Below are 23,767 nucleotides of genomic sequence, written 5' to 3'. Positions count from 1 at the left end.
GGAAATCCAAAGGTGGGAGCGGGCAAGTCCGCTCCCACCGTTCTAAGCGCAAAGCAGCATTAGAACCTGGTTTGCACCGCGACCTCGAAGGTCCTTGGTGAGCCCAGGTAATACGCTGGCGACACATGCGCAAACTCGGCGTACACCTCATTCGTCAGGTTACGCACCCGCCCGGTTACTGAGGTGTGCGAGTCGACTTTGTAGCGCAGGAACGTCCCAAACAGCGTGTAGGCCGGCACCGTTTGAGTGTTGGCATTGTCCGCAAACACCTCAGCGACATACCGCGCATCCACACCGCCTTGCCAATCCTCAGAAACGTCATAGGTCAGCCACAGGTTGCCCACGCGCTTGGGCACGTTGGTGGGGGTGTTGCCTTTGCGTGAGACCACCGCGCCGCTGGCGACTTTCTCGTTGAAGTCATCGTACTCGGCGTCCACCCAGGCAACGTTGCCCTCGGCCAGCAGCCTTGGCGTGATGCGCAATGAGCTGGCCAGCTCGATGCCCTTGGAGGTCTGGGCACCCACCGGGATGCTGTTGTTCGGGTCCAACGGGTTGGTGACGGCAAAATCCTTGCGTTCGATCTTGTAGGCCGCGACGGTGGCCGAGCCGCGACCGTCGAGGTAATCGAACTTGCTGCCCACTTCCCACTGCTTGCCGGTCGACACGTCGAAGACCTGGGTGGTGGTTGATGGCTGTTCAGCCGCCGTGCTGTATTGCACATACACATTGGCCGATGGAATGAACTGGTAGGTCAGGCCCACGCGGCCGGTTACCGGCTCCCAGCTGCGCTTGAAATGCCGTGGGTTGGTGGCGGTGATGCTGCGGTGATTGGTGACGTCCAGGTCGATAGCGTCGTAACGCAAACCCGTCAGCAGCGAGAGTTTATCGGTGAGGCCCAGACGGTTCTCCACGAACAGTGCCTGGGTGGTGACTTGGTTGGTTTTGTCTTTGACGAAGCCAGGCTTGGTGCCTGGGATAGCGTAGAAATGCCCAGGGTTGTAGTTGTTCGGGTCCACCGTGCTGTTACCCGGCACGTTCAGCGGGTTGTTGGTGGTGCTGTTGACTTTGTACTCAAAGCCGCCCGACCACGTTGTCGCAAGGCCGAAGAATGTGTCGTCATGGCGCAGCTCGAACTGGTTGCCGTTCTGCTCGCCCTGATGCCGGACTTGATAAGCGGTCGAGCGGTTCACCGCGCTATTGTCAGTGTTGTATTGGTAGGTTTCCAGGTTGCGGTAGTCGCGCTGGCTGTCGAGGTGATAAAGGGTGTTTTTCAGCGTGGTGCTGTCGTTGATCCGGTAGTCGATGATCGAGCGCGCCCAGAGGGTGCGCTGTTCGTAACGGCCATCGGCAACGTTGTAGTTGTTGAAGCGGTTGCGTTTGTCGATCTTCAACTCGCCGGCCTTGGGATTGAGCACCGGCGTGCCCCAATACGGGCTGTCTTCGTGTTCATCCTGGTATTCCAGGGCCAGGGTGTGGGACAGGTTGGGCGTAAGGTCGCTGAGCAGGGAAAACGCCAGGCTCCAGGCATCACGCTGGTCGCGGTCGATGTAGCTGTGGTTGGTGTTACGGCTGACGTCCAGGCGCGCGTAATGCTGCACCTCGGCACCCGGTTCGGTCAGCGCGTGATTGAGGCCAAAGGCCATGCCGGCGGTGTCGTAGCTGCCATACGTGAGCTGGCCTTCGGCGGCCTGTTCCTCACGGGTCGCCAGCTTCGTCACGTAGTTCAGCGAGCCGCCCACGGAGCCGGCGCCGTTGATCAAGGAGGAGGGGCCACCGACCAATTCCACCCGGTCGTAAACCCACGCATCGACCGGCCGCGCCAAGCCGGTGGCGACATTGATGCCGTTGAACATCTGGGTGATCTGGCTGCTGGTAAAGCCACGATACGACACAAACCCGCCGAACCCGGGCGGCGCACTGGCGTTGACGCCTGGCAACGTGTTGGCCGCATCGCGAAAGGTCTTGGCGCCATGGCGCTCGATATCACTGCGAGTGGCGATCGCCACCGACGCCGGGGTTTCCCGCACGCTTAAGCCCAGCCGCGAAGCCATGCCGCTGGATTGATCCAGGGCCAGCCCCGGCTCAGTGGATTGTTCGCCATCAATGGTGGTGGGGGCTAACTCCAGCGCCCAGCCACCGACAGGCAGGCAGCCGAACAGGCCCGCCAACAAGGGTAAATGTTTCATGGTTGAATCCTGAAAAACTTGGCTTGAAAACAACGCACAGCCGCCCGTATTCCCCAATGGGAACGGTGGCCGGTGCAGATCGGAAAGCGAAGGAATCAGGCGAACGCGGGCGGCGCGCGAGGGTTGGCCGTGGGCCAGGTGAAGCGGGCAGGGATGTCGGCGGCGAGAACCACGGCCGGTGGTGGTGCGTGGGGTTGTGGCAGCACCGCCACATTCAGGCTGGAACTCAGTGCCGGGCCCATGCCGCCGGTCGAACAAAGCGGGCAGCCGAACGCCTTGGACAGCGTCGGCAGGTTCTCATCCGTGGAGTTAGTCTGCGTTGGCGCCTGGGTGCGCGGGTCCACTGTACAGAACTGGCCACCGATGCCGTTGAGTTGCATCCCCAGCATCTGCCCGTGACCAATACTGCACGCGAACACATTGAACAGGACGCAGCAATAAAGCATCCAGGCAATGAGCGAGCGGTCGGTACGGGCGATTTTCATGGGGCGGCACTTTACCATCAGCCTCCGACGAAATGCCTACAAAAAATCTCAGGGCGACTATCCTCATGCGCACCTTTCAGGGAGAGCCAGTCATGAGCTTTGTCATCGCACGGTGGATCGTCGGGGTTTTTACCTGCATCAGCATGGTGCACCTGTACTGGGCTGCCGGTGGCAAACTCGGCAGCGTTGCGGCCATTCCCCAACTGCCCGGCGAATTCGCCCGCGGGCCAAGGCCAGCGTTCAAGCCCTCGGCACTCGGCACATTCCTCGTCGCGATGGGGTTGGTGGCGATTGCTTTGCTGGTCTGCCTGCGGGCCGGGCTGTATTTCTCACCGGTGTCCCATGGCGCACTGCAGTGGGGGATCAGCGCGATAGCCTTGGTCATGTTTGCCAGGGCAATTGGGGATTCGGAGTTGGTAGGGTTTTTCAAGAAGGTGGGTGGGTCCAGGTTTGCAAGGTTGGACACGTATTTTTATTCGCCGTTGTGTTTGGTGTTGGGGGTGGGGTTGTTGGTGGTGGCGTGGGGGTGAGTGGCCGAATGCCTGATCGTTCATCAAGCCAAGCGCTCATGGTTGAATAAAGTACAAGTTGGACATGGAACCCGGGATTTTCTTGGCCTTTCCTAATTTCAGATACTCGTTGAAGTCATGATCGAGAGACTCTTTGTTAGTGTATTAAGCGACCCAGCTCATTGCGCCAGCCAGAACGATCACCTCGACATCACGGCGGTCTATGCCTGCCGGGATAACCGCGCGAGTGCGACCTATCAGCAGCGATAAGTCGTCGATAAGGCAATTTAATGGCCCCTTTGTAAAAAAATTCTCGCCAGAATCACTTTTATTTTCAGGTGGTTAGGTGGGGATGCAAATGCGCACTGTTGGAATGATGCTGATCGCCTGCTCCCTGGCTGGCGGTGCGGCTGCTGTGCAGGCACGGGAACTGCGCGAGGGTGACAAGTACATGTGCAGTTGGGGCGCAGGCACCGCCGCCAGGGCTCAGGAACTCAAACTGTCGGGCGTGTCGCTGTATGCCGCGCGGCAGAAGATCCAGACCATCAAGTTCAGCAAGTCGTGGATGCGCATGATGGCGATGGGCATCACTGAACAGACGTATGACAGCCGTTCACGGCTTAAGCCGGAGGCGATTCGGCAGAGTTTTTATCAGGATTGCCTGCGTTACAAAGTGGCGCGCAAATGACCCACGGGCGATTTGCACTGGCCAGTGCAAAATCTGCGTAGACCTGTCCAACTTTGCCCTGGCGGGCCTCGCCATACTGGCGCCAGGTAAACCAAGAGGCACAGGCCATGACTGATTACGTATTCACCCCCGCGCCAACCCCATCCCTGGCCATCCAAGGCAGCGACGCGCGTTTCCCGTTGCGTCGCGTCTTCTGCGTGGGCCGCAACTACAGCGAGCACGCCCGTGAAATGGGGCATGACCCGGATCGCGAGCCGCCCTTTTTCTTCATGAAACCGGCGGACGCGGTGGTGCCGGCCGAAGGGGTGATTGCTTACCCGCCGTTGACCGCAGACCTGCACCACGAAGTCGAGCTGGTGGTGGCCATCGGCAAAGACGGGGTGGATATCCGCCCGGAACAGGCTTTTTCGCATATCTGGGGTTATGGCGTCGGTATTGACCTGACGCGCCGTGACCTGCAGGCCCAGGCGAAAAAACTCTCCCGCCCGTGGGAATGGGCCAAGGCTTTTGATGAGTCGGCGCCCTGTACTGCGTTGCAGCCGGTGAGTGCAGTAGGCCACCCGTCAAACGGCAAAATCTGGCTCAAGGTCAATGGTGAGCAGCGCCAGGTCGGCGACCTGGCCGATCAGATCTGGTCGGTCAGTGAAGTGATCAGCCACGCCTCGAAATCCGTGGCGCTCAAGGCCGGCGACCTGATCTTTACCGGCACCCCAGCGGGCGTCGGCGTGTTGCAGCCAGGGGATGGGGTCACCGCCGGCATCCACGGCGTGGGCGCGTTGAGTTTCACCCTCGGCCAAGGTTGAGGCTAAAGTGGTGCCCAGGCCACCCGAGAGACCGTTATGCCAGGCACCCGCGTTACCACCTATGGCATGGAACAACGCAGCGACCGCCCCGACTTCTATATCCGCGATAAACGCGGGCGGGCGGCGCTGACCAGCCCGCATCGGCATGAATACTTCCAGATCCAGATCAACCTGGGCGGCGACACCGTGCAACATATTGGTGGCGCGGTGCGGGCGTTTCCGCACAAAGCCGTGGCGTTTATCCTGCCCCATCGGTTGCATGTGATTCCCCACCCGCAAGACGGCGAGTTCATGCTGATCAACTTCAGCCAGGGGTTTTTCCTGCCGCAATTGACTTGCGATCCGTTGGACCTGGAGGACATCCCCATCGGCCAGGCGCCGGAGTTGTCGCCGTTTCGCTTCCAGGAACAACTGGATTTCATTCTCGACGACGCGGCCTTCGACGACGTGAAAACCTGGCTCGCCCATATGCGCACCCTGGACGCCCAGCGCACGTTCGGCGCGCGTGAGCGGCTAAAAGGCTATCTGTTCCAACTGATCGGCCTCGTCTGCGAACAGTACGCCGAACCCTTGCAGGCGTTGGCCGCCAACAACGCCACACAGCGCGGTCGCAAAGACGCCCTGGCACGCCTGCAGGGCTATATCCGCGAGCACCTGCACGAGCCGACCCTCAACCTGACCGACGCCGCGGCGGCTGCGTTCCTGTCACCCAACTACCTCACCCATCTGCTGCGCAAGGAAACCGGCAAACCCTTTTCCCAGTGGGTGCTTGACCGTCGCATGCAGTTGGCGCGCACCCTATTGCTCAACAGCGCGCAAATGATCGGTGTGATCGCCGAGCGCTGTGGGTTTACTGATCAAGCGTATTTCTCCCGCTGTTTTCGTAAGGCCCACGGCGTGGCGCCGGGGCAGTTCCGTCGTCGCCAGCAGACAGATTCCTTGTAGTCGCGCGCTGTCTCTTACAAAACCACGACAATTTATAGGTTTCTATTTGCATACAATTGCGTGCTTGTGGGGAGGAGGCGCCTATGGAAACCCTTATACGGCTGGCGACGCTCGCGGATATCGACACCGTGTTTGCCATCCGCACCGCCGTGCGGCAAAACCACTTGAGTCATGAACAGCTGGCCGACCTGGGTATCACGCCGCAGGTATTGGCAGACAGCATCCGCGAAGCGCCGTGTATATGGGTCGCGCAAGTGAATGGCGTGCTCGCCGCTTTTTCCATGGTCGACCTGGCCGAAGGCGAGGTGTTCGCGATGTTTGTACTCCCAGCCTACGAGGGCCGTGGTTTGGGCCGCCGACTGATGGCGGTGGCTGAAGCCGCCTTGTTTGAGCGCCACGACCGCGTGTTTCTGGTCACGGATGGGCGTGATGAAATAAGGGCCAATGGGTTTTACCAGCGACTGGGTTGGTCGAAGGTGGGACAGGTCGATGGCGACGATGTGCGTTATGAAAAGAGCAGGGCGCCGCAAAACAATGAACCTACCTGAACCCGCTGCGGCCAACAGCTTTCGCTATTTTTCGATCGGCGTTCTGTGCGTCGCGGTGCTGCTCGGCGTCTGTTTTATACGCTTTAACGCTCAGGTAGACCGTGATCGGCTAGAGGCAGCAGAGCGCCTGGCCCTCTGCAAACATTTGGAAAATGTGGCTCGTGCGGCATCACCTGCACGCTTTGAGTCCCCCGAAGTCTGTAAGCAACTGAACAAGCGTTATTCCGAAAGTGTCGCGCCGTTATAGGCAATAACCCTATTTTAATAGCGGACTTACAGCCGCTAGTTAGTCGGGGTTATCACCGTCCATTGCACCAAAAAGTGGCACGGCGAGTCTTGTGGACCCTGAAAATTGTGTGGTTATTGAATGACTTACGGCGTTTTTAATCCGACGAAAGGATTAAAATAATCTTGTTACAGGTTTATACAGTGGGTATTATTGCCGGGCGTTCACCTCCCACGGTTTATGCATTTTTAAATCCCAAGTTTCCATCAGCTACTTGGGATTTTTTTTGCCCGGCGTTTGACCTCGGTGTCAGTTTTCAATATCGGCAAACTCCGCACGCATCCGTCCATTGCGTTTGGCCTGGTACAGCAACTTGTCGACGGATTCAACAAACCCCAACATCGCGCTGTTCGGCGTAACCACGTGGGTGCCGACCCCCAGGCTCAGTGTCAGTAGTTGGGACACCGCTGAACATTCGTGTTCGATCTGCTGCTGGCGGATCAGGTGCAGGCAGCGTTGGGCCACCTGCCTGGCTGATGCCGCGTCGGTCTCCGGCAGCAACCACACAAACTCCTCGCCGCCGATACGTGCAATGAAATCCCGTGGCCGGTTGGCCGCCAGTGACAAGGTTCGGGCCACCTGGCGCAGGCATTCATCGCCCTTGATATGGCCGTAGTGGTCGTTGTACTGCTTGAAAAAATCTATATCGAGAATAATCAGCGACAACGGCAGTTGGCTTCGCTGCGCGCTGGCCCACTCCCGTTCGAGTACGGTGTCGAACATTCGGCGGTTGGCGATGCCGGTGAGGCCGTCCTGGAAGGAATACTCCTCCAGTTGTTTTTGCAGGCGGATCAGGTGTTCTTCGGTCTTCTTGCGCTCGCTGATATCGAACATAAAGCCAATCAGTGCCTGGACTTCATCGCCTTCGCGCACCACATGCACCACGTCGCGAATCCACACATAGTCACCGTTCACCGTGAGTGCGCGATAGTCGGCTTCATGGTCCACGCCGGCGCGTGATTGCGACACGCAGAAATTCACCACGTATTCGCGGTCGTCCGGGTGCATGCGAGCTACCCAGTCATCCACGCTGACCCAACTTTGCGGGGTCCAGCCCAACAGCGCTTCGATCTGCGGGCCGATATAGCTGAAGGTCATGGTCTGCCAATCAATGCGCCAAGGGATCGCCCTGGTCGACTCCAGCAGCGTCTTGTACACGTCACTATCCGGCTGGTTCGGTGGGTTGATGCTCATGGCGGGCGGCTCAAGTAATGGCTAAATGCCAAGAGCGTCTTTTGAACCACGCCGTGAGTCAAGCCTTCGCCAAAGTGGCAGACGAGAGGTCGTGTGCTGGGTTTCTGGCGCCAGCGCACACGCTTTTACAGGGCAAAATGCGGCACAGGTATCACTTTTGAATTAATTGCTCAGTAGCAGGCACAACCCTATCTATGCTGGTTGCATCACATCAACAGGGTAGAACCCAGGGACGGGGGGCTCAGCATGATTTCGATCATTGAACTCAACCGCATCATGGCCGTGGGCTTCCTGCCGCTGGCCTGTGATTGCAGCCTCAACAGCGACGGCTCGCTGCGTATCAGCGTGTTCGAACCGGCGTCCGGGCGTGTCGATTTGCTGCTCACCCGGGTGTCGCCCCAAGGCCTGGACAGTATCCGTTCCATCTCCAACCTTATTGGCGAACTGCGCACCGAGATCAAGGCCGGGCGCCGTGGCTTTGCGGCGGTGGGCTAGCCGTTGACGGTGCGGCTGGGCGTGGACACTGCGCCGTAGTAGCGCCAGCAGCAATGCCGGTGTTCCGGCAGGATCACGCAGCCGCTGAGACTCACGATCAACAGGGCGGCAGCCAGCTTATAAAGTCGACGGGACATGGTATTTCCTCATGGTGTGTGCGGCGTTACCGGTTGAACGCCGCCACCTGCGCACATCCGTCGCGGTGCTTGCACACATTTCATCAAACCTGCTCATCCCCTGCGCAATACTCCTCTGAGCCGCGGCCTCGAAAAAAAGCTGCGCGACGTGCGACGGATTTTCCGCCAGGCACCGTTCAACCCATCAGCAGCGAGCATTTTCGTTCGCCGTATGGAGGAGTTGCCATGAGAACACTGGCCCAATTGCGCTATGCCTTGTTGATCCCGTTGGCCTTTGCCGCGCTTGTCAGTACCCCGACCTTTGCCCAGACCGAAGTGATCATTCGCCAGGCGCCTCCGGCCGAGCGTGTGGAAGTGATCCCGGCCGAACGCCCGGGCTACGCGTGGGACCGTGGCCACTGGAAATGGCAACGCGGTGCCTATGCATGGGTGCCGGGCCATTGGCAGCCGGTGATGCGTAATGCCCGTTGGGAGCCTGGGCATTGGGAATCCCGTGGCCCGAACTGGTACTGGCGCGAAGGCCATTGGGTCCGCTGAAATTTGATCCTTAGCCTGCGGACCGAGAGCTGCCCGATTGAAAGACACTGATCCTGACGTTGAGCTACTGGCGCGTATCAGCAACAACGAGCCTGCTGCCGTCAACGAAATGGTGACGCGCAAGTTGCCGCGTTTGTTGGCACTCGCCAGCCGGATCCTGGGCGATGCCGACGAAGCCAAGGACGTCGCCCAGGAAAGTTTTTTGCGGATCTGGCGCCAGGCGGCCAACTGGCGCGCCGGTGAAGCGCGGTTTGACACCTGGCTGCACCGGGTGGCACTCAACCTGTGCCATGACCGTCTGCGCCGACGCAAGGAGCGCCCGCTGAATGAGGACGAGGCGTTGACGCTGGCGGACAGCGCACCGTCCCCGGATGAGCAGTTGGAAACCGCCGACCGCAGCGCCCGAATGGCCGCCGCCCTGGCGACCTTGCCCGAGCGCCAGCGCGAAGCCATTGTGCTGCAGTACTATCAGGAGCTGTCGAACATCGACGCCGCGGCTCTGATGAATATCAGCGTCGAGGCACTGGAGAGCCTGCTGTCGAGGGCCCGACGCCAGTTGCGCAGCCAACTTGCCGACACACCCGGGCTTGCCCGCCCAGGAAGGGGAACATCATGACACCCGAACGATTTGCGCACCTGGCTGATGCCTACGGGGCCAGCCTGCATCGCTGGCCCAGCGCTGAACAAGCCGCAGCTCAGGCGTTGCTCGACAGCGGTAACGCCAGCGCGCGCGCGGCGTTGTGCGCGGCGGGCTGGCTGGACAGGCAGATGGACAGCCATCAACTGGCCTGCGCGGATCCGGCGCTGGCTCGGCAGATTCGCCAATCCGCGCCGCGCCGCGCCTCTTTCTGGTCGCGCTATGCCAACTGGTTATCGCCCGCCGGCCTGGTCGGTGTGGGGATTGCCGGTATCGCCGCCGGGGTACTGGTGGCGTCGTTGAGCGGGCCATTGCCAATGCTGTCATCGGAAGTGCTGCCGAGTGTCTTCGATCAGGGTGATGCCGACGTCGTCTTCACTGTCAACGCCGAGGAAACCGAGCAATGAGCGTAAAGTCCCTTAAACCCTGGCTGGTCGTCTCGGTGTTGCTCAACGTGTTCCTGATCGGCGGTGTAGGTGGCGGCCTGTATCAGTGGATGGCGACGGCCAGGCCCGCCGAAGCGGTGGTCAACCAGCATGGCCTGCGCCAGGCGATGATCAAGTTGCCGGCAGAGCGCCGCAAGGAGTTGCGCCAGCTGCTGCGGCAAAACCGTGCTGACAGCCAGCCGCTGATCATGGCCGGTCGCGAAGCGCGGCTGGGTGTGATCAAGCAACTCGAAGCGCCGACACTGGACCGCGCGGTGCTGGTCGCCGAACTGGCCAAGGCGCGCGAGGCGGACGTGGCGCTCCGGGCGTTGGTGGATACCACCTTGGCGCAGTTCGCGAGCAACTTGCCCCAGGATGAACGGCAGAAACTGGTCGAGGCGCTGTACCAGCGCGGGCAGGGTAAAACCAAGGAGAAACTCCCCCAGGTCGCGGGGAATAGACCGCGTTCTTGATCTGTATGCAGGTGACGACCTGGCTCCTGAATCAGGCCCGGTCAGCGGTGGGAGCTGGCTTGCCTGCGATGCAGGCGACTCGGTCTTTGCGACCTAAGCGCACTGTCCACCTGCAACCTCGCCATACCCACTTGATGCAACACCGAAATCCCCAACATTCGTGACGTCCGGTGCAGGCCCGTGCGCACGACAATCAGCGGATTAAAGCGGTTGGATGGCCGAGGCAAGACGTACAGCCGCTGCCGCGTTCGTCAAATCCTTTGTCGAACGGCAGAAAACGGAGGGCGGGGTGAGGCGCGGCGTCAGAGGCGACGCACGAAAGATTTGACGATGTGCCGGGTGGCGTCGGTGGTGTCCAGTTCCTCCATGGCGCTGTACGCATGCCACCGGCAATCAATGATTTCGTTACATGGGCGCGCATCGGCAATGTTCACCACCGAGGCTTCGAACACATGATGCACCGTGTCGCGGGCTTTCAATTCCTGCAGGTACAGCAAGCCGTCCACATTCAGCCCGGTTTCTTCTTCCAGCTCGCGTGCGGCTGCCCCGATCGGGCGCTCGTCACGCTCGACCTTGCCGCCTGGCAACGCCCATTTTGACCTGGCCTTGCGCACAAAGAGGATGCGCTCCTCATGTTTGCAAATAACGGTTGCGCGTATTTTCAAGGTCTACACCTCCTTAGTTAGCTGATTGCCTGTCATAAAAGTGTAATGCAATTGTCATGCTAATCGGCGGTGGCATAGTCGGGTGGTGATGTGGATACTTCCCCCTTGATGAAAACGGACGAGGACAACTGATGAATACCGTACGTTGGGGCATGATTGGCTGTGGCAGTGTCACTGAGTTAAAGAGTGGACCCGCTTTCTACAAACTGCCAGGTTCTGCGCTGGTGGCCGTGATGGGGCGCCGCGAAGCCGCTGTGCGCGATTATGCGGCGCGCCACGGTATTGCCCGTTTCTATACCGACGCCCAGGCACTGATCGACGACCCCGAAGTGGACGCGGTGTACATCGCCACGCCGCCCGACAGTCACCTTGAATACAGCCTGATGGTGGCTGCGGCAGGCAAGCATTGCTGCGTCGAGAAACCCATGGCCCTCAACGCCGAGCAAAGCGCGTTGATGCAGCGCACCTTCGAGCGCGCCGGGCTGCATTTGTTCGTGTCCTACTACCGCCGTTCGCTGCCACGTTTTCAGCAGGTGCGTGACTGGCTGCGGGATGGGCGCATCGGTGAGTTGCGCCATGTGACCTGGTCGCTGTGCAAGCCGCCGGCGCCCGCCGATGCCAGCGCCGAAAATTGGCGTACCGACCCGGCCATCGCCGGCGGCGGCTACTTTGCCGACCTCGCCAGCCACGGGTTTGACCTGTTCCAGTACCTAGCGGGCGATATTGTCGAAGTCACCGGTTTTACCGCTCGTCAGGTGGGGCAGTATGCGGCGGAGGACGCGGTGACGGCCTGCTGGACCTTCAGCTCGGGCGCGTTGGGCATGGGCTGCTGGAACTTCGTCGCCGATCGTCGCGAAGACCGCGTCGAACTGATCGGCAGCACGGGCCGCATCACCTTTGCGGTGTTCGAGGACGAGCCGTTGCGTCTTGAAGGTGAGGTAAACGAAGTGTTGGCAGTGCCTTGCCATGAGCATATCCAGTGGCATCACGTGCAGGCCATGAACGCGCACATTCGCGGGGACGCCGAGCATCCATCACTGGCGATCGAGGCGCTGAAGACCGACCGCATTCTGGACAAAGTATTGCTACGCAATCCGCGCCGTCCTGATTGATTTTCCCAGGGCGGGCGTGGCTTCTGCGACTGTCGGTGGGCACGGGCCAGGGCCCACACTGGTCGCTTACGTTTTCAAGGAATGGATCGATGAACTACAAGGCAGCCTTTATGGCGCTGGGGTTGGTGCTGGCCAGTATGGCGACGCAAGCAGCACCACGGGAGCAACGGCCGGCGGACGATTTTGATTTCTATGTGCTGTCGTTGTCATGGTCGCCGACGTTCTGCCTGACGCACCCGAGTAACGAGCAGTGCTCGGGCAAAGGCTACGGGTTTGTGCTGCATGGGCTGTGGCCGCAATACGCCAAAGGCGGCTGGCCAGCGTCGTGTGATGCGCAATCGCGGTTGTCGGCCGCTGAGTTGGCCAAAGGCGCGTTGATCTTCCCCACGCAGGCCTTGCTCAAACATGAGTGGGCCAAGCACGGCACCTGCAGCGGGCTGGATGCGTCGCGCTATCTGGACGCGACCGACACGGCCTTGGCGGCCGTGCAGATCCCGCAGCAATTGCAGCCGTTCAACGTGCCCAATGACCTGGATGCGCAGGCGATTGAAAACCTGTTCCGCCAGAGCAACCCGGCCATGGGCAACCATGGCATGGCCGTCATCTGCAAGGGCAAGGTGTTGTCCGAAGTGCGCGTGTGCCTGAGCAAGGAACTGCGTTTTGCCGGCTGCCCCAGAAGCGTCAAGACCCAATGCAAGGGTGGCGACATTCGGATTCCGGTTCAGCGTTGATCACGGACCGGGGTGCAGGGCGATGGCGGCAGGCGCCGTGGCGCTCGACGCTCCGGGGCGGTCCGCCAGGTATCGTGCCGGCGGCTGGCCCACCGTTTTGCGGAACATCGTGATAAAGCCGCTGGCGTTCTCGTAACCCAGGTCCAGCGCGACCCGCTGCACACTTTCACCCCTGGCCAGGCGTTGCAGGGACAGGATCACATGCAACTGCCGGCGCCAGCGCCCGAAACTCAAGCCTAGCTCCTGCAACAGCAGCCGCGTCATGCTGCGTTCGCTCATGCCTATGCGCACCGCCCACTGGCCGAGCGTGGCTTTGTCTGCCGGGTCATCCAGCAGGCTGTCGGCCAGGCGCCGCAGCCGCAGGTCCCGGGGCATGGGCAGGTGCAGGGCTTCGACCGGGGCCTGCGCCAGTTCGTCCAGCAGTGTGCTGATCAGGCGCCCCTGCGCACTGTCTTCTTCGTACAAGTGCGGGAAGCTGACCGCTTTGCTGATCAGCTCATGCAACAGGCCGGACACCGCCAGCGTACAGCCCTGAGCGGGCAGGGCGCTGGCGGCCTGCGGATCGATCAACAGGCAATACACTTCCGCCTCGCCGGAGCCCCGTGCGGCATGCGACAGACCACCGGGAATCCACAGCGCGCACTGCGGCGGCACGATCCAGATACCGGCCTCGATCTGGCAATGAATGACCCCGCGCAGCGTGTAGATCAACTGGCCCTTGCGATGAGCGTGGGGGGCGTTCTCCCAGCGCTTGGACGTGCTCGTAGCGCCCACCGCCACCACCGCGCGCGGGATCACGTCGGCGTCTCTGGCCCTTGACGGGTCGTGCTGATCAAGGCGATGGCGGTGCATGACGGGTCAACTGCTTGGCTGAATTGCGAAATATATTGGCTATTTTATGCAATGCCGTCCAGCAACATGAACCCTATAGTGAGATCTACTCTCATTTAGGAGCTCTGCCATGCGCCTCGACAGTTCGACGTTCCCCGTGGTGAAAATCGTGTTTGACGCCCCCAACGAAGGCGGCCCGGCTGACGCGTTCGTGATGTTTGAACGCCTGCTGGCGCGCGAGCAAGCGTTCGTACTGCTGCACGAAAAAGCCGTCGACGAAAGCAACCACGAACACTCCCACGAAGAGCGCAAACACGCCTCGCTCTGGATGAAGAAAAACAAACAGGCACTGCGCACCTATGTCAAAGGCATGATCCAGGTCGAGCCGAGCGCGGCCAAGCGCCTGGCGCTCAAGCCGTTCGCCGTTACGTTCGGCAAGGCCTGGGGCTACCCGTTGCTGGTGGTGGAGTCCAGGGACCGCGCATGGGCGCTGGCGCGGGATGTGCTGGATGAACAGGTGTCGGATGTGGCGCATTTCTAAACGGCACCGCCCACATGGATTACAGGGCGTGCATCAGTCCATGCCAATCGTCCGGCCCAACGGGCCGTTCTCGACCATTGCCGAGCAGCCGAAGTGGCGCTTATCCACCTGGCGTAGCAGCAGGGGCGGCGCGTGGTTTACCTCGTGATATTCGAGCGGGTGGTAGAGATAGAGTGGGGCTTTCGGGCGCATTGAAGTATCCTCCGCGCCCCGCTATCACTGATTCAAAGAAACATGACCGGACAAGACATGCAGGCCCTGCTCGAGTCGATCCTCGACGAAGTTCGTCCACTGATCGGCCAGGGTAAAGTCGCCGACTACATTCCCGCGCTGGCCGATGTGCCCGCCAATCAACTCGGTATTGCCGTGTATGGCAACGACGGCTCGGCCTATTGCGCCGGTGATGCCGACACCCTGTTCTCGGTGCAGAGTATCTCCAAGGTGTTCAGCCTGGTGCAGGCCATCGACCATGGCGGCGAAAGCATCTGGGAACGCCTGGGCCACGAGCCTTCCGGGCAACCGTTCAACTCCATGGTGCAGTTGGAATTCGAGCGCGGCCGCCCGCGCAATCCGTTTATCAACGCCGGTGCCTTGGTGATCTGCGATATCAACCAGTCGCGCTTTGCCGTGCCGATCCTGTCGATGCGTGATTTTGTGCGGCGCCTGTCGGGTAACCCGCAGATTCTGGTCAACAGCGTCGTCGCCGAATCCGAAGCCCAGCACGGCGCGCGCAATGCGGCCATGGCTTACCTGATGAAGTCCTTCGGCAACTTCCACAACGACGTGGACGCGGTGCTGCACAGCTACTTCAACTACTGCGCGTTGCAGATGAGCTGCCTGGATTTGGCCAAGGCATTCAGCTTCCTCGCCAACGAGGGCGCGAGCGCCCACAGCGGCGAGCAGATCTTGACCGCGCGCCAGACCAAACAGGTCAACTCGATCATGGCCACCAGCGGGCTGTATGACGAGGCGGGCAATTTTGCTTACCGCGTCGGCCTGCCGGGCAAGAGTGGCGTTGGCGGTGGGATTGTCGCGGTGGTGCCAGGGCAGTTTACTGTGTGCGTGTGGTCGCCGGAGCTGAATGCGGCGGGGAACTCGCTGGCGGGGATGAAGGCGTTGGAGTTGTTGAGTGAGCGGATTGGGTGGTCGGTGTTTTGATGGCTGGGGGATTTACGGCAGGGGCCGTAGATCCCCATTGATACCTAAGCGTTGCGCGGCTTCACGAACAGATCGAGCATCAGGAACACTGCGCCGGCAGTAATCGCAATATCGGCAATATTGAACACGCCAGTGTGCGTCGGCCCGACGTTCAACACCATGTAATCCACCACCTGCCCGTCCCGAAATACCCGGTCGATCAAATTGGCGATACCGCCCAAGGCGATTGCGTAAAGCGGCAAGACCTTGCGCAGCGGCTGGCTCCAATTGGACAGCGACCACCCCAGTGCCCACGCAACCACGATGGCCACGCCGACGATGAAAATCAGTTGTTTGACCTGCGGCGGCAACGCCGCGCCCAGGCTGAGGAATGCGCCGGGGTTAAGGCTCAGTTCCAGCGCCAGATTGATCGGGTTAGGGCCGATTTTAAAACTGCTGGCTTGCAGTGAAACCAGGGCCAGCAGTTTGACCAACTGGTCGACGGCGATAAAGGCAATGCCGGCGAGGAGGGCAAAGGTGCGGCCTCGCAATAGGGGCGACGTGCTCAAGCGGTAACTTCCTGTTCCGGGTCTGTCGATAGAGCGCCCGAAGATAGCTCAGGCGCTCTATCTCGTCCATCTCAGGCCGTCGGGTGGGCGACGTTCAGTGCTTTGTCGACCAGCAGTTGTACGCCTTCGAGCATCCGGCAGATGCCCAGCGCGACATTGCGTTGGGAGCCGTCGATTTCGAAAGCCAGGTGGTTGGCGATGTCGCTGATGGACGCCAGGTCCTGCGATGCGTTAACCAGCAGGGTTTCGGTGCCGAGGTCGGCGCGCACGGTGAAGAGGCCTTCACTCGGTTCTGGGAGGGGTTTGCCGGGGTTGAGGTAGTGGTTGATCGCACGGTAGGCCACTGCGTGCAGGGTGCTGGTATCGTAGTCTTGCTGGTCGGGGGGATTTGGGCTGTCTTTGATCATGGTGAAGGTCCTAAGATTGAGTGAAGCTGCCAACATTCGCGGTCAAGCGAAGAGGGTGGCAGCCGTACGCGGGTTGACCGACCGGCAATCAAAGGAAATCCGGCATACCCGAAGGTATCCCGCGCACAGCTACCGCGACACGATACCTCAGGCGTAAAAAAAACGCCTGAAATAGGTTCTGGCTGTAGCAGTCCTCTAATTAATCGGACGGTCAAGTCCGGTCACTGAGTTGGCAGCGACGACGAGAGGTTAGTCAGCGCACTTCCGACCGACAACCTGAAACCCCTGTGGGAAATATCCGAGAGCATCTGGCGTCGAACGATTTTGCGATCGGGTTAAACCACACCCACTCAAGGAAGATACCGACCATGCCCAAACCGCCGAATGATGTCGTCCAAACCGCAGCCAAGAGGGTGTTGCAGCGGCTCATCGCGAGCATCACGCCCGACTCGACAGAAAGCTCCATCGCCCGCAATGCCGCACAGTTACTCACCGAAGCCGGCTACCCGGACACGTGGTATTACGACTGCCCGGCCTTTGTATTGCTCGGTTCGCGCAGCCTGCTTTCCGTGTCTGGCCGTGACTATCGGCCTGCAGAGGAACCGGTGGGAACCCACAACCTGATAACGGTGGACCTGAGCCCAAGGTCCGGCAGCCTTTGGGGCGATTGTGCTCGGTCGTTTTACATGGAAGAGGGCGTTTGCCGGGCGGTGCCGATCGGTGTTGAATTCAGCCGTGGCCATGCGACCGAGCGCGAATTGCATGAGCGCATGCGGCGGTTTGTGAGGCCTGAAACCACCTTCAATGCGCTGTATGAATTTGCCAATGATTTGATCGAGACGGCCGGTTTCGAGAACCTGGATTTTGCCGCCAATGTGGGCCACAGCCTCTGCGAGCGGCGTGATCAGCGGCTTTACATTGAAGCGGGCAATCACCGGCGTCTTGATGAGGTGGCGTGTTTTACCTTCGAGCCGCATGTCCGCGAACGGGGCGGGCGGTGGGGTTACAAGCACGAGAATATCTATTTCTTTGATAGCGAGGGGCAGGCCCGGGAGCTATGAGCCAGGCGCAAACCAGCGTATCCAGCCCGCCCATAACAACATGAACACGCCAACGTACAGCAGCACGGCGTACACCGGCCGTACGCGGCGGATGCGCTCTTGCAGTGCGCCGAGGGCGCAGAGTGCGATGAGCAGCACGAACACCCAGCGGGGCAGGTGGGCGGTGATGCCTAAGCGGTTGCGTGCGCGTGGCTTGATCGGCGAAGTGTTGCGGTTTGCGGTTTTTTTTCGGCTCATGGACGAGTCCTTTCGCTCATGATGAATGTGTAAGCCAATCGATGATTGACCTCTCGACCGGCTAAGCTAGCGCAGTTAGTGGATTGAGTAACCTGTGAGAATTGACAGTTCTTTAGAGTTTTTTTGCCCTCAGCATTATGACGGTCGTGGTCCTTCACATTTTTTAGGCGTTGCTCGACAATGCGCGCTCTGTTCCGGAGTAGTTCAGCGGTAGAACACTCGGCTCTTAACCGGGTGGGCGCTGGTTCGAATCCAGCCTCCGGACCCATCACATACACAGCAATCTGGGCACACCTCCAGATCACAGGGAGTGACTAGCATGGACGCAGGTTATGCAGTCTTCCAACTGTCGAAAGCGCTACTCGCGCACGATTTGGATTGCGGCCCAGTCGCCCGCTTTAACGCCCGCCGACGTATCTCACGCTGGCAGCAGGTCATTGGGAACTTGCTGCAAGGCACCGTCGAGTATGGTTCGCGTACACCGATTGCTGAGATTCCAGGCTGGGTTACGCTGGAGGTCGTCACGGGCGGCTTTGCTACCGGCAATCTGTTGGCAGGTGGCGAACTGACGGCCTATGAGCGTGAACTGGCCGCCTCTATTCCAGGTATTCGTCCAGGCTTTGAACGGCTCGATATCAATGCCTGGCATCTCACGGATGACGGCCTTGAGGCTCTGAATTCACGTTTAGCCCGCTGTGATTATGCGGTCGATGTGCCGGAAGAGGCCGCGTTACTGACAGTAGCTTGGCTGGTCATGCAGCAGCGCACCGAGCAGGCTCGGGCGCTGATAGACGTGATTGGGCCGTTCTTTGACCGGCTGCGTTTCTTCCCGTCGATCTCTACGCAACTGCCGATTTCAGCCGCGCAGGTGCACATTGTGGACGCTGGCGAGATCAAACAGTTGCTTTCAACCTTGCCTTCCCAGGCGCAGATCGTTGTGCAGAAACAGACGATCGAAACGCGTTTACCGCTTTATGATTCAGCTGTTTCGCACTTCCTCCTTACCTATGATGCAGGCTGGCCGTGCCGTCATTACCCGAGTGGATGGCGCGAGCGGGCGGCCGAGCTAGAGCTGGATTTTAAACGGCTCGGTATCAACAGGCGATCTTCGGATCGCGTGGAGGAACTGTTTTCTTTACTTGGGCAATGCGCCCGCGACGCACAATCGCTCAGCGGACGTCAAGTCGGTCGCGTACGGCAAATTGTTGATGATTTTGTGCGCAAGCATGGCGAGCCGGGGTCAGCTTCTCACCTGGCGTTGCGTGCGGGTCAGCTTAGTCAGGTGGCGGGGCCGGAGCATCACCTCATTGCCCGTATTGTGGCGAATCGGCTCTCAATGTACCCCGCGGCAGGTGGTCTCTCGGATTTTGCTGATTTGGCAGCGCCGATCACCGCTGAGGAAGCATTGGCGTTTGGGCTAGGCGAGGGCGTTGCCATTCCACCGGCGGTCCAGCGCCGCCTTCAACGCTGCCGGAGTGGCACGATCAGTGAATTGATTGAGCATGGGCTGATTACTTCAGGTGATACCGTCGCGCGGGTGTTGCCCGCGATGACTGCGCAACTGAGTAGCTCGGGGTTGCGCGATGAAGCGCTGAGAATGGTATACGCCTCTAATTATCGCGCGTTCCGTCGACGGCGTTCGTTATTACTGCTGAACCTTCAGCGTCGGGTTGGCCTCAGTGAGTTGCCTTGGGTTGCCGTCATTGAAGGCGACCGCCAGTCCGGCGCTGTGGTGGCGGGAGCAGCCAAACAAGCGCTGGTTGAGTCGTCGGCGTTGACGCTTTCTGCCTTCCCCTACGCCATCCTGCCTAACAAACTTCTCCAGGAGTTTTCAGCACTGGCGGACACTGCGGAACTGGACCTGCCCTTTGTGGAGGAGGTCGCTGCAGATATCTTCATGGGTAAGTTTTCCGATAAGTTTGCCGATGCTGCCAGGCGAGCAGGCCGGGTGCTGGCAGGCTCTCTTTACACACGTTACTACGACATTAATACCGATGAACTGGCGAGCCTTCATACCAGAGGGCGACGACGTGCGCGAGTGGCAAGCGATGCCTTTGCGACCTTGTGTGCAAAGCGTGCAGGGGTTGAGTTGGGTACGTGGCACCCGGCAACCAACGGCACCATTCTTGAGCAACAGCAGATTTTAACCACGCAGAATCTCGCGTTATTGTTTGAAGAACTTGGGTTGAAAGTTTTGCTGCAATCTAGATTAGGCGTCATGGTGCGGGTGTGTTTTGAGTGGATCTGCAAACGGCAGCAGGTGCGGATTGAGCACTATCATGCTCGGTTGATAATGCTCAAGAATACCGCCTATGCCTGGCGTCAGATGGTGTTCTATCTGGCGATGCTTGATGAGGGTGAGCGCAGGGATGCCATGGCGTCAGTCGAGGCTTGTTTCGCCACACAGCCAGTGGCTTTTCGAGAGACATTCCTGCCGGTGATGAGTGGCTTGCGTAAGGTTTGCGCCGGCGAAGTGTTGCATCAGCACGATGCAACTGAGGACGGCGCGAAGGTCTTTTTGGGATGGACTGTTACGCGGCACTGGTTGCTGGCGCCGCAGGACGTCATTTCAAGCCGGACGGTTGAGCAGCAGTGATGCGAGAGCCCCAAATGTGGGAGCGGGCTTGCTCGCGAATGCAGGGTGTCAGTAAACGTATTCGGTATTGATACACCGCTTTCGCGAGCAAGCCCGCTCCCACATTTGGATCGCCATTGTTCTGACGACTCACATGTGCCCAAACAAAAAATGCGCCCCGTGGGGCGCATTTTTTTGTTCAGTCAGCGATCGCCTATCAGGCAATTGCATCCCAGGCACGGTCACCGTTCTCGTCTTTAATCCGAGTCGGCAAGCCCATCACGTCCAGCGCCTTGAGGAACGGCTCAGCCGGCAGCTCCTCGACGTTGGCCATGTGTTTAACGTCCCACTCGCCACGCGCGACCAGCAGCGCTGCGGCGACTGGTGGCACGCCGGCGGTGTAGGAGATGCCCTGGCTGTCGGTTTCAGCGAAGGCTTCTTCATGGCACGCCACGTTGTAGATGAACATCTCACGCGGCTGGCCGTCCTTGGTGCCTTTGACCAGGTCGCCGATGCAGGTCTTGCCGGTGTAGCCAGGGGCGAGCGAAGACGGGTCGGGCAGCACGGCCTTGACCACTTTCAACGGCACCACTTCCAGGCCTTCGGCGGTTGTGACCGGCTGTTCGGAGAGCAGGCCGAGGTTTTTCAGTACGGTGAACACGTTGATGTAGTGTTCGCCGAAGCTCATCCAGAAACGCACGTTGGGCACGTCGAGGTTTTTCGACAGCGAGTGCACTTCATCGTGGCCGGTCAGGTACAGGTTTTGCGAGCCGACCACCGGCAGGTCATCGGTGCGTTTGACTTCGAACATGGTGTTGCTGGTCCACTGGCTGTTCTGCCAGCTCCACACCTGCCCGGTGAACTCGCGGAAGTTGATTTCCGGGTCGAAGTTGGTGGCGAAATATTTGCCATGGGAGCCGGCATTGACGTCGAGAATGTCGATCGAATCAATGCGGTCAAAATGCTGTTGCTGCGCCAGCGCGGCATACGCGTTGACGACACCTGGGTCGAAGCCCACGCCAAGGATGGCGGTGATGTTCTTCTGTTTGCACTCTTCCTGGTGGTTCCACTCATAGTTGCCGTACCACGGCGGGGTCTCGCAGACCTTGCCCGGCTCTTCGTGAATGGCGGTGTCGAGGTACGCAACGCCCGTATCGATGCAGGCGCGCAGCACCGACATGTTGAGGAACGCGGAACCTACGTTGATGACGATCTGCGAGTCGGTCTCGCGGATCAGGGCCTTGGTCGCTTCCACGTCCAGGGCGTTCAGCGCGAAGGCTTGGATCTGGGCGGGAACCTTGAGGCTACCCTTAGCCTTGACGCTGTCGATGATGGCCTGGCATTTGGAGATGTTGCGCGACGCGATAGCAATACGACCGAGTTCGTCGTTGTGCTGCGCGCACTTGTGGGCCACCACCTTGGCGACACCTCCTGCACCAATGATAAGAACGTTCTTTTTCAATTGCTTTATCTCTCCTTTATCCGCCAGCTTACGAAAGGCTGGACAGGTAGTCGTCGTAACCAAATTCACGAACCACCTCGACTGTACCGTCGAGTTGTTTCACTACGATGGACGGCATTTTCAGGCCGTTGAACCAGTTTTTCTTGACCATGGTGTAGCCTGCGGTGTCGATGAACGACAGCCGATCGCCGATGGCCAGCGGACGATCAAATTGGTACTCGCCGAAGATGTCCCCGGCCAGGCAGGATTTGCCGCACACCATGACGGTGTGTTCACCCTCGCTCGGCGCCAGCTTGGCGTTGAGGCGGTAAATCAGCAGGTCCAGCAGGTGGGCTTCGATGGAGCTGTCGACCACGGCAAGGTTTTTGCCGTTGTAGAGGGTGTCGAGCACGGTGACTTCCAGGGAGGCACTGTTGGTGATCGCTGCTTCGCCGGGTTCCAGGTACACCTGCACGTCGTACTTCTGCGAGAACGCCTTGAGGCGCTGGCAGAAGGCGTCGATGGCATAGCCTTCACCGGTGAAGTGGATGCCGCCGCCGAGGCTGACCCAGTTGACCTTGTGCAGGAGCGCGCCGAAGCGTTCTTCGATGGTGTTGAGCATTTGGTCGAACAGGTTGAAGTCAGCGTTCTCGCAGTTGTTGTGGAACATGAAGCCGGAGATCTGCTCAATCACGCCTTCGATCTTCACCGGGTCCCATTCGCCCAGACGGCTGAACGGGCGCGCCGGGTCGGCCAGCAGGTAGTCGGAACTGCTCACCTGCGGGTTCACACGCAGGCCGCGGGTCTTGCCTTCGCTGCGTTCGGCAAACCGCTGCAGCTGGCTGATGGAGTTGAAGATGATCTTGTCGCAGTTATCCAGCATCTCTTCGATTTCATCGTCGGCCCAGGCCACGCTGTAGGCGTGCGCCTCACCTTCGAACTTCTGGCGGCCAAGCTTCAACTCGTACAGCGACGACGAGGTGGTGCCGTCCATGTATTCCTGCATCAGGTCGAACACCGACCAGGTGGCAAAGCACTTGAGCGCCAGCAGAGCCTTGGCGCCGGACTGTTCGCGCACGTAGGCAATCTTCTGCATGTTGACCAGAAGCTTCTGTTTGTCGATGAGGTAGTACGGCGTTTTGATCATTTTTGAGAGCCTGCGGCGGTGCCTGCCAAAAAAGGACACGCATTGTGCCCGCACTTGGATCAGATCGAAAGGTTAGCGGGCGGATTTTGCGCGCCGCTTTTAATATGCCCTGCCAATATGACAGCCCATCCGTATGATGAGGCGCATGAGTGACGACGCCACGTGGAAGCGACGAGAGGTGAGAATGGACGCATGGACACTGCATTGGCTGGAGGCTTCGGGCGCCCTGGGCGAATTTCGCAAGCCGTTGACGGAAGAATTCGAGATCGCCTACGAGGCCATTTCCAGGTGGATGCCAGCGCCACGCCTGGATGCGCTGATTCAGCGGCTGCCCGGTGAAACCATCGCGGAACTGGGCCTGGTGGGACGCGCCTACCGCAGCACGATGTTCTCAATGACCTTTGATCCGGATAATCCGAATTTTGCCGCCAGCCTGAAACACGGCGCGGTGCATCGGCATGTGATACACGAGGTGCATCATTGCCTGCGCATGGCCGGGCCTGGGTATGGCTGGACGTTGGGCGAAGCATTGGTCAGTGAAGGCCTGGCCGGGCAGTTTGTGCGCCAGCTACTGGGCAGCGAGCCGGAGCCGTGGGAGAGGGCGTTCAGCCTTGAGGCGTTGCGAGCGGAGCCGGTGGACCTGAGCGCCCTGGAGGCAACGTACTACGATCACAATGCGTGGTTTTTTGGTACGGCGGACAAGCCCAAGTGGTTGGGGTATGCGCTCGGCGATCAGATGGTGGGGCGATGGTTGGCGGTGGTGGGGCAGCCGGATGCGTCCACCTGGGTCAACGTCCGCGCGCAAGACATCCTCGCGGTTGCGCTCGACCAAGGGTTGATCCGCAATCCCTGATAGGCGCAGGGTCGCCGGCGCCTGCCGGCTTCACTGACATCAAACCGTCATCTGCCCACCACCTTCCTGCCACATTCCCCCGTTACTGTCCTCGCCAATGAGATCGATCTCA

The 23,767-nt window shown here is 59.8% G+C and carries 29 protein-coding genes and 1 tRNA gene; 18 read left to right on the top strand and 12 right to left on the bottom strand.

Translation table 11 applies throughout. From position 1 onward, the window contains the following. Positions 1-59: 59 nt before the first annotated feature. On the bottom strand, positions 60-2,186 hold the full coding sequence (locus tag JFT85_RS04355) for a TonB-dependent receptor (RefSeq protein ID WP_069551412.1): 2,127 nt from the start codon (positions 2,184-2,186) through the stop codon (positions 60-62). A 95-nt stretch (positions 2,187-2,281) separates the two neighbouring features. Further along, a complete protein-coding gene (locus JFT85_RS04350) occupies positions 2,282-2,671 on the bottom strand; it encodes a DUF2946 domain-containing protein (protein ID WP_078828101.1) in 390 nt (129 codons plus the stop codon). Positions 2,672-2,763: 92 nt separating this feature from the next. Between JFT85_RS04350 and JFT85_RS04345 the strand changes: the two genes are divergently transcribed. The 5 genes from JFT85_RS04345 to JFT85_RS04325 all read left to right on the top strand — a co-directional run bounded on the left by JFT85_RS04345 (position 2,764) and on the right by JFT85_RS04325 (position 6,164). Then, on the top strand, positions 2,764-3,201 hold the full coding sequence (locus JFT85_RS04345) for a DUF3995 domain-containing protein (RefSeq protein WP_053256449.1): 438 nt from the start codon (positions 2,764-2,766) through the stop codon (positions 3,199-3,201). Between the two features lie 337 nt (positions 3,202-3,538). After that, on the top strand, positions 3,539-3,868 hold the full coding sequence (locus tag JFT85_RS04340; RefSeq protein WP_053256540.1) for a hypothetical protein: 330 nt from the start codon (positions 3,539-3,541) through the stop codon (positions 3,866-3,868). A gap of 107 nt (positions 3,869-3,975) precedes the next feature. Continuing rightward, the gene (locus JFT85_RS04335) at positions 3,976-4,671 is read left to right on the top strand and encodes a fumarylacetoacetate hydrolase family protein (protein WP_078828102.1); all 696 of its coding nucleotides are present in this window, start codon (positions 3,976-3,978) and stop codon (positions 4,669-4,671) included. A 36-nt stretch (positions 4,672-4,707) separates the two neighbouring features. Next, entirely contained in the window at positions 4,708-5,616 is a 909-nt protein-coding gene (locus tag JFT85_RS04330) for a helix-turn-helix transcriptional regulator (RefSeq protein ID WP_053256447.1), read from the top strand. Between the two features lie 83 nt (positions 5,617-5,699). Further along, on the top strand, positions 5,700-6,164 hold the full coding sequence (locus JFT85_RS04325; RefSeq protein ID WP_078828103.1) for a GNAT family N-acetyltransferase: 465 nt from the start codon (positions 5,700-5,702) through the stop codon (positions 6,162-6,164). A gap of 535 nt (positions 6,165-6,699) precedes the next feature. Here JFT85_RS04325 and JFT85_RS04320 read toward each other — a convergent pair. After that, positions 6,700-7,644 (bottom strand): sensor domain-containing diguanylate cyclase, encoded by a 945-nt coding sequence (locus JFT85_RS04320; protein ID WP_073638498.1) that lies wholly within the window; start codon positions 7,642-7,644, stop codon positions 6,700-6,702. Positions 7,645-7,890: 246 nt separating this feature from the next. Between JFT85_RS04320 and JFT85_RS04315 the strand changes: the two genes are divergently transcribed. After that, positions 7,891-8,139, top strand: coding sequence for a DUF1652 domain-containing protein (locus JFT85_RS04315; protein WP_053256444.1), 249 nt, complete (start codon positions 7,891-7,893; stop codon positions 8,137-8,139). On the opposite strand, the gene JFT85_RS04310 is transcribed toward JFT85_RS04315, so the two are convergent. Beyond that, the gene (locus JFT85_RS04310) at positions 8,136-8,276 is read right to left on the bottom strand and encodes a hypothetical protein (RefSeq protein WP_167422758.1); all 141 of its coding nucleotides are present in this window, start codon (positions 8,274-8,276) and stop codon (positions 8,136-8,138) included. The genes JFT85_RS04315 and JFT85_RS04310 overlap by 4 nt on opposite strands. A 225-nt stretch (positions 8,277-8,501) precedes the next feature. On the opposite strand from JFT85_RS04310, the gene JFT85_RS04305 reads away from it, so the two are divergent. Genes JFT85_RS04305 through JFT85_RS04290 form a run of 4 tightly spaced genes read left to right on the top strand, consistent with a single transcriptional unit; the run spans position 8,502 to position 10,348 of the window. Continuing rightward, positions 8,502-8,813: a YXWGXW repeat-containing protein gene (locus JFT85_RS04305; RefSeq protein ID WP_053256443.1), complete on the top strand. Its 312-nt coding sequence runs from the start codon at positions 8,502-8,504 to the stop codon at positions 8,811-8,813. Positions 8,814-8,850: 37 nt separating this feature from the next. Then, positions 8,851-9,429 carry an RNA polymerase sigma factor gene (locus tag JFT85_RS04300; protein WP_053256442.1) on the top strand — a complete coding sequence of 193 codons (579 nt, stop codon included), beginning with the start codon at positions 8,851-8,853 and terminating at the stop codon, positions 9,427-9,429. After that, on the top strand, positions 9,426-9,857 hold the full coding sequence (locus JFT85_RS04295) for a hypothetical protein (RefSeq protein WP_053256441.1): 432 nt from the start codon (positions 9,426-9,428) through the stop codon (positions 9,855-9,857). The genes JFT85_RS04300 and JFT85_RS04295 overlap by 4 nt, the downstream gene beginning before the upstream one ends. Next, positions 9,854-10,348, top strand: a complete 495-nt coding sequence (locus JFT85_RS04290; protein WP_053256440.1) for a periplasmic heavy metal sensor — start codon at positions 9,854-9,856, stop codon at positions 10,346-10,348. The genes JFT85_RS04295 and JFT85_RS04290 overlap by 4 nt, the downstream gene beginning before the upstream one ends. Positions 10,349-10,650: 302 nt before the next feature. Here the strand turns inward: JFT85_RS04290 and JFT85_RS04285 are convergent, their stop codons facing one another. After that, positions 10,651-11,013, bottom strand: a complete 363-nt coding sequence (locus JFT85_RS04285) for an NUDIX hydrolase (RefSeq protein ID WP_053256439.1) — start codon at positions 11,011-11,013, stop codon at positions 10,651-10,653. Positions 11,014-11,144: 131 nt separating this feature from the next. Between JFT85_RS04285 and JFT85_RS04280 the strand changes: the two genes are divergently transcribed. Both JFT85_RS04280 and JFT85_RS04275 read left to right on the top strand, forming a co-directional pair. Then, positions 11,145-12,125, top strand: coding sequence for a Gfo/Idh/MocA family protein (locus JFT85_RS04280; RefSeq protein WP_187601476.1), 981 nt, complete (start codon positions 11,145-11,147; stop codon positions 12,123-12,125). 89 nt (positions 12,126-12,214) lie between these two features. Further along, the gene (locus JFT85_RS04275) at positions 12,215-12,856 is read left to right on the top strand and encodes a ribonuclease T2 family protein (protein WP_201229318.1); all 642 of its coding nucleotides are present in this window, start codon (positions 12,215-12,217) and stop codon (positions 12,854-12,856) included. On the opposite strand, the gene JFT85_RS04270 is transcribed toward JFT85_RS04275, so the two are convergent. After that, the gene (locus JFT85_RS04270; RefSeq protein ID WP_073638495.1) at positions 12,857-13,708 is read right to left on the bottom strand and encodes an AraC family transcriptional regulator; all 852 of its coding nucleotides are present in this window, start codon (positions 13,706-13,708) and stop codon (positions 12,857-12,859) included. A gap of 109 nt (positions 13,709-13,817) precedes the next feature. Between JFT85_RS04270 and JFT85_RS04265 the strand changes: the two genes are divergently transcribed. After that, positions 13,818-14,228, top strand: a complete 411-nt coding sequence (locus tag JFT85_RS04265) for a hypothetical protein (protein ID WP_053256435.1) — start codon at positions 13,818-13,820, stop codon at positions 14,226-14,228. Positions 14,229-14,261: 33 nt separating this feature from the next. Here JFT85_RS04265 and JFT85_RS04260 read toward each other — a convergent pair whose 3' ends face one another. After that, positions 14,262-14,420 carry a hypothetical protein gene (locus JFT85_RS04260; protein ID WP_155512287.1) on the bottom strand — a complete coding sequence of 53 codons (159 nt, stop codon included), beginning with the start codon at positions 14,418-14,420 and terminating at the stop codon, positions 14,262-14,264. 57 nt (positions 14,421-14,477) lie between these two features. On the opposite strand from JFT85_RS04260, the gene glsB reads away from it, so the two are divergent. Continuing rightward, positions 14,478-15,386: a glutaminase B gene (glsB, locus tag JFT85_RS04255; protein ID WP_169876039.1), complete on the top strand. Its 909-nt coding sequence runs from the start codon at positions 14,478-14,480 to the stop codon at positions 15,384-15,386. A 44-nt stretch (positions 15,387-15,430) separates the two neighbouring features. Here glsB and JFT85_RS04250 read toward each other — a convergent pair whose 3' ends face one another. Both JFT85_RS04250 and JFT85_RS04245 read right to left on the bottom strand, forming a co-directional pair. Next, on the bottom strand, positions 15,431-15,934 hold the full coding sequence (locus JFT85_RS04250; RefSeq protein WP_053256433.1) for a signal peptidase II: 504 nt from the start codon (positions 15,932-15,934) through the stop codon (positions 15,431-15,433). A 71-nt stretch (positions 15,935-16,005) separates the two neighbouring features. Beyond that, on the bottom strand, positions 16,006-16,341 hold the full coding sequence (locus JFT85_RS04245; RefSeq protein ID WP_053256432.1) for a DUF6124 family protein: 336 nt from the start codon (positions 16,339-16,341) through the stop codon (positions 16,006-16,008). Positions 16,342-16,709: 368 nt separating this feature from the next. On the opposite strand from JFT85_RS04245, the gene JFT85_RS04240 reads away from it, so the two are divergent. Further along, on the top strand, positions 16,710-17,402 hold the full coding sequence (locus tag JFT85_RS04240) for a M24 family metallopeptidase (protein ID WP_053256431.1): 693 nt from the start codon (positions 16,710-16,712) through the stop codon (positions 17,400-17,402). On the opposite strand, the gene JFT85_RS04235 is transcribed toward JFT85_RS04240, so the two are convergent. Next, on the bottom strand, positions 17,397-17,639 hold the full coding sequence (locus JFT85_RS04235) for a hypothetical protein (protein WP_053256430.1): 243 nt from the start codon (positions 17,637-17,639) through the stop codon (positions 17,397-17,399). The two genes, JFT85_RS04240 and JFT85_RS04235, sit on opposite strands and share 6 nt — an antisense overlap. A 193-nt stretch (positions 17,640-17,832) precedes the next feature. Between JFT85_RS04235 and JFT85_RS04230 the strand changes: the two genes are divergently transcribed. Together JFT85_RS04230 and JFT85_RS04225 are read left to right on the top strand one after the other, a co-directional pair. Next, a tRNA-Lys gene (locus JFT85_RS04230) sits at positions 17,833-17,907 on the top strand. Between the two features lie 51 nt (positions 17,908-17,958). Next, on the top strand, positions 17,959-20,235 hold the full coding sequence (locus JFT85_RS04225; RefSeq protein ID WP_201229316.1) for a hypothetical protein: 2,277 nt from the start codon (positions 17,959-17,961) through the stop codon (positions 20,233-20,235). A gap of 196 nt (positions 20,236-20,431) precedes the next feature. Here JFT85_RS04225 and JFT85_RS04220 read toward each other — a convergent pair whose 3' ends face one another. After that, on the bottom strand, positions 20,432-21,676 hold the full coding sequence (locus JFT85_RS04220; protein WP_201229314.1) for a saccharopine dehydrogenase family protein: 1,245 nt from the start codon (positions 21,674-21,676) through the stop codon (positions 20,432-20,434). A 28-nt stretch (positions 21,677-21,704) separates the two neighbouring features. After that, on the bottom strand, positions 21,705-22,802 hold the full coding sequence (locus tag JFT85_RS04215; protein WP_053256427.1) for a carboxynorspermidine decarboxylase: 1,098 nt from the start codon (positions 22,800-22,802) through the stop codon (positions 21,705-21,707). A 184-nt stretch (positions 22,803-22,986) separates the two neighbouring features. Here JFT85_RS04215 and JFT85_RS04210 point away from each other — a divergent pair, with 184 nt between their 5' ends. Then, positions 22,987-23,655, top strand: coding sequence for a DUF2268 domain-containing putative Zn-dependent protease (locus JFT85_RS04210; protein WP_069551418.1), 669 nt, complete (start codon positions 22,987-22,989; stop codon positions 23,653-23,655). The last annotated feature ends 112 nt before the right edge of the window (positions 23,656-23,767 follow it).

It is taken from the genome of Pseudomonas sp. TH04, assembly GCF_016651355.1.
GTDB classification, from domain to species: domain Bacteria; phylum Pseudomonadota; class Gammaproteobacteria; order Pseudomonadales; family Pseudomonadaceae; genus Aquipseudomonas; species Aquipseudomonas fluorescens.
The sequence above is the reverse complement of the archived record's forward strand: the minus strand, read 5'-3'. Positions and strand labels throughout refer to the sequence as shown.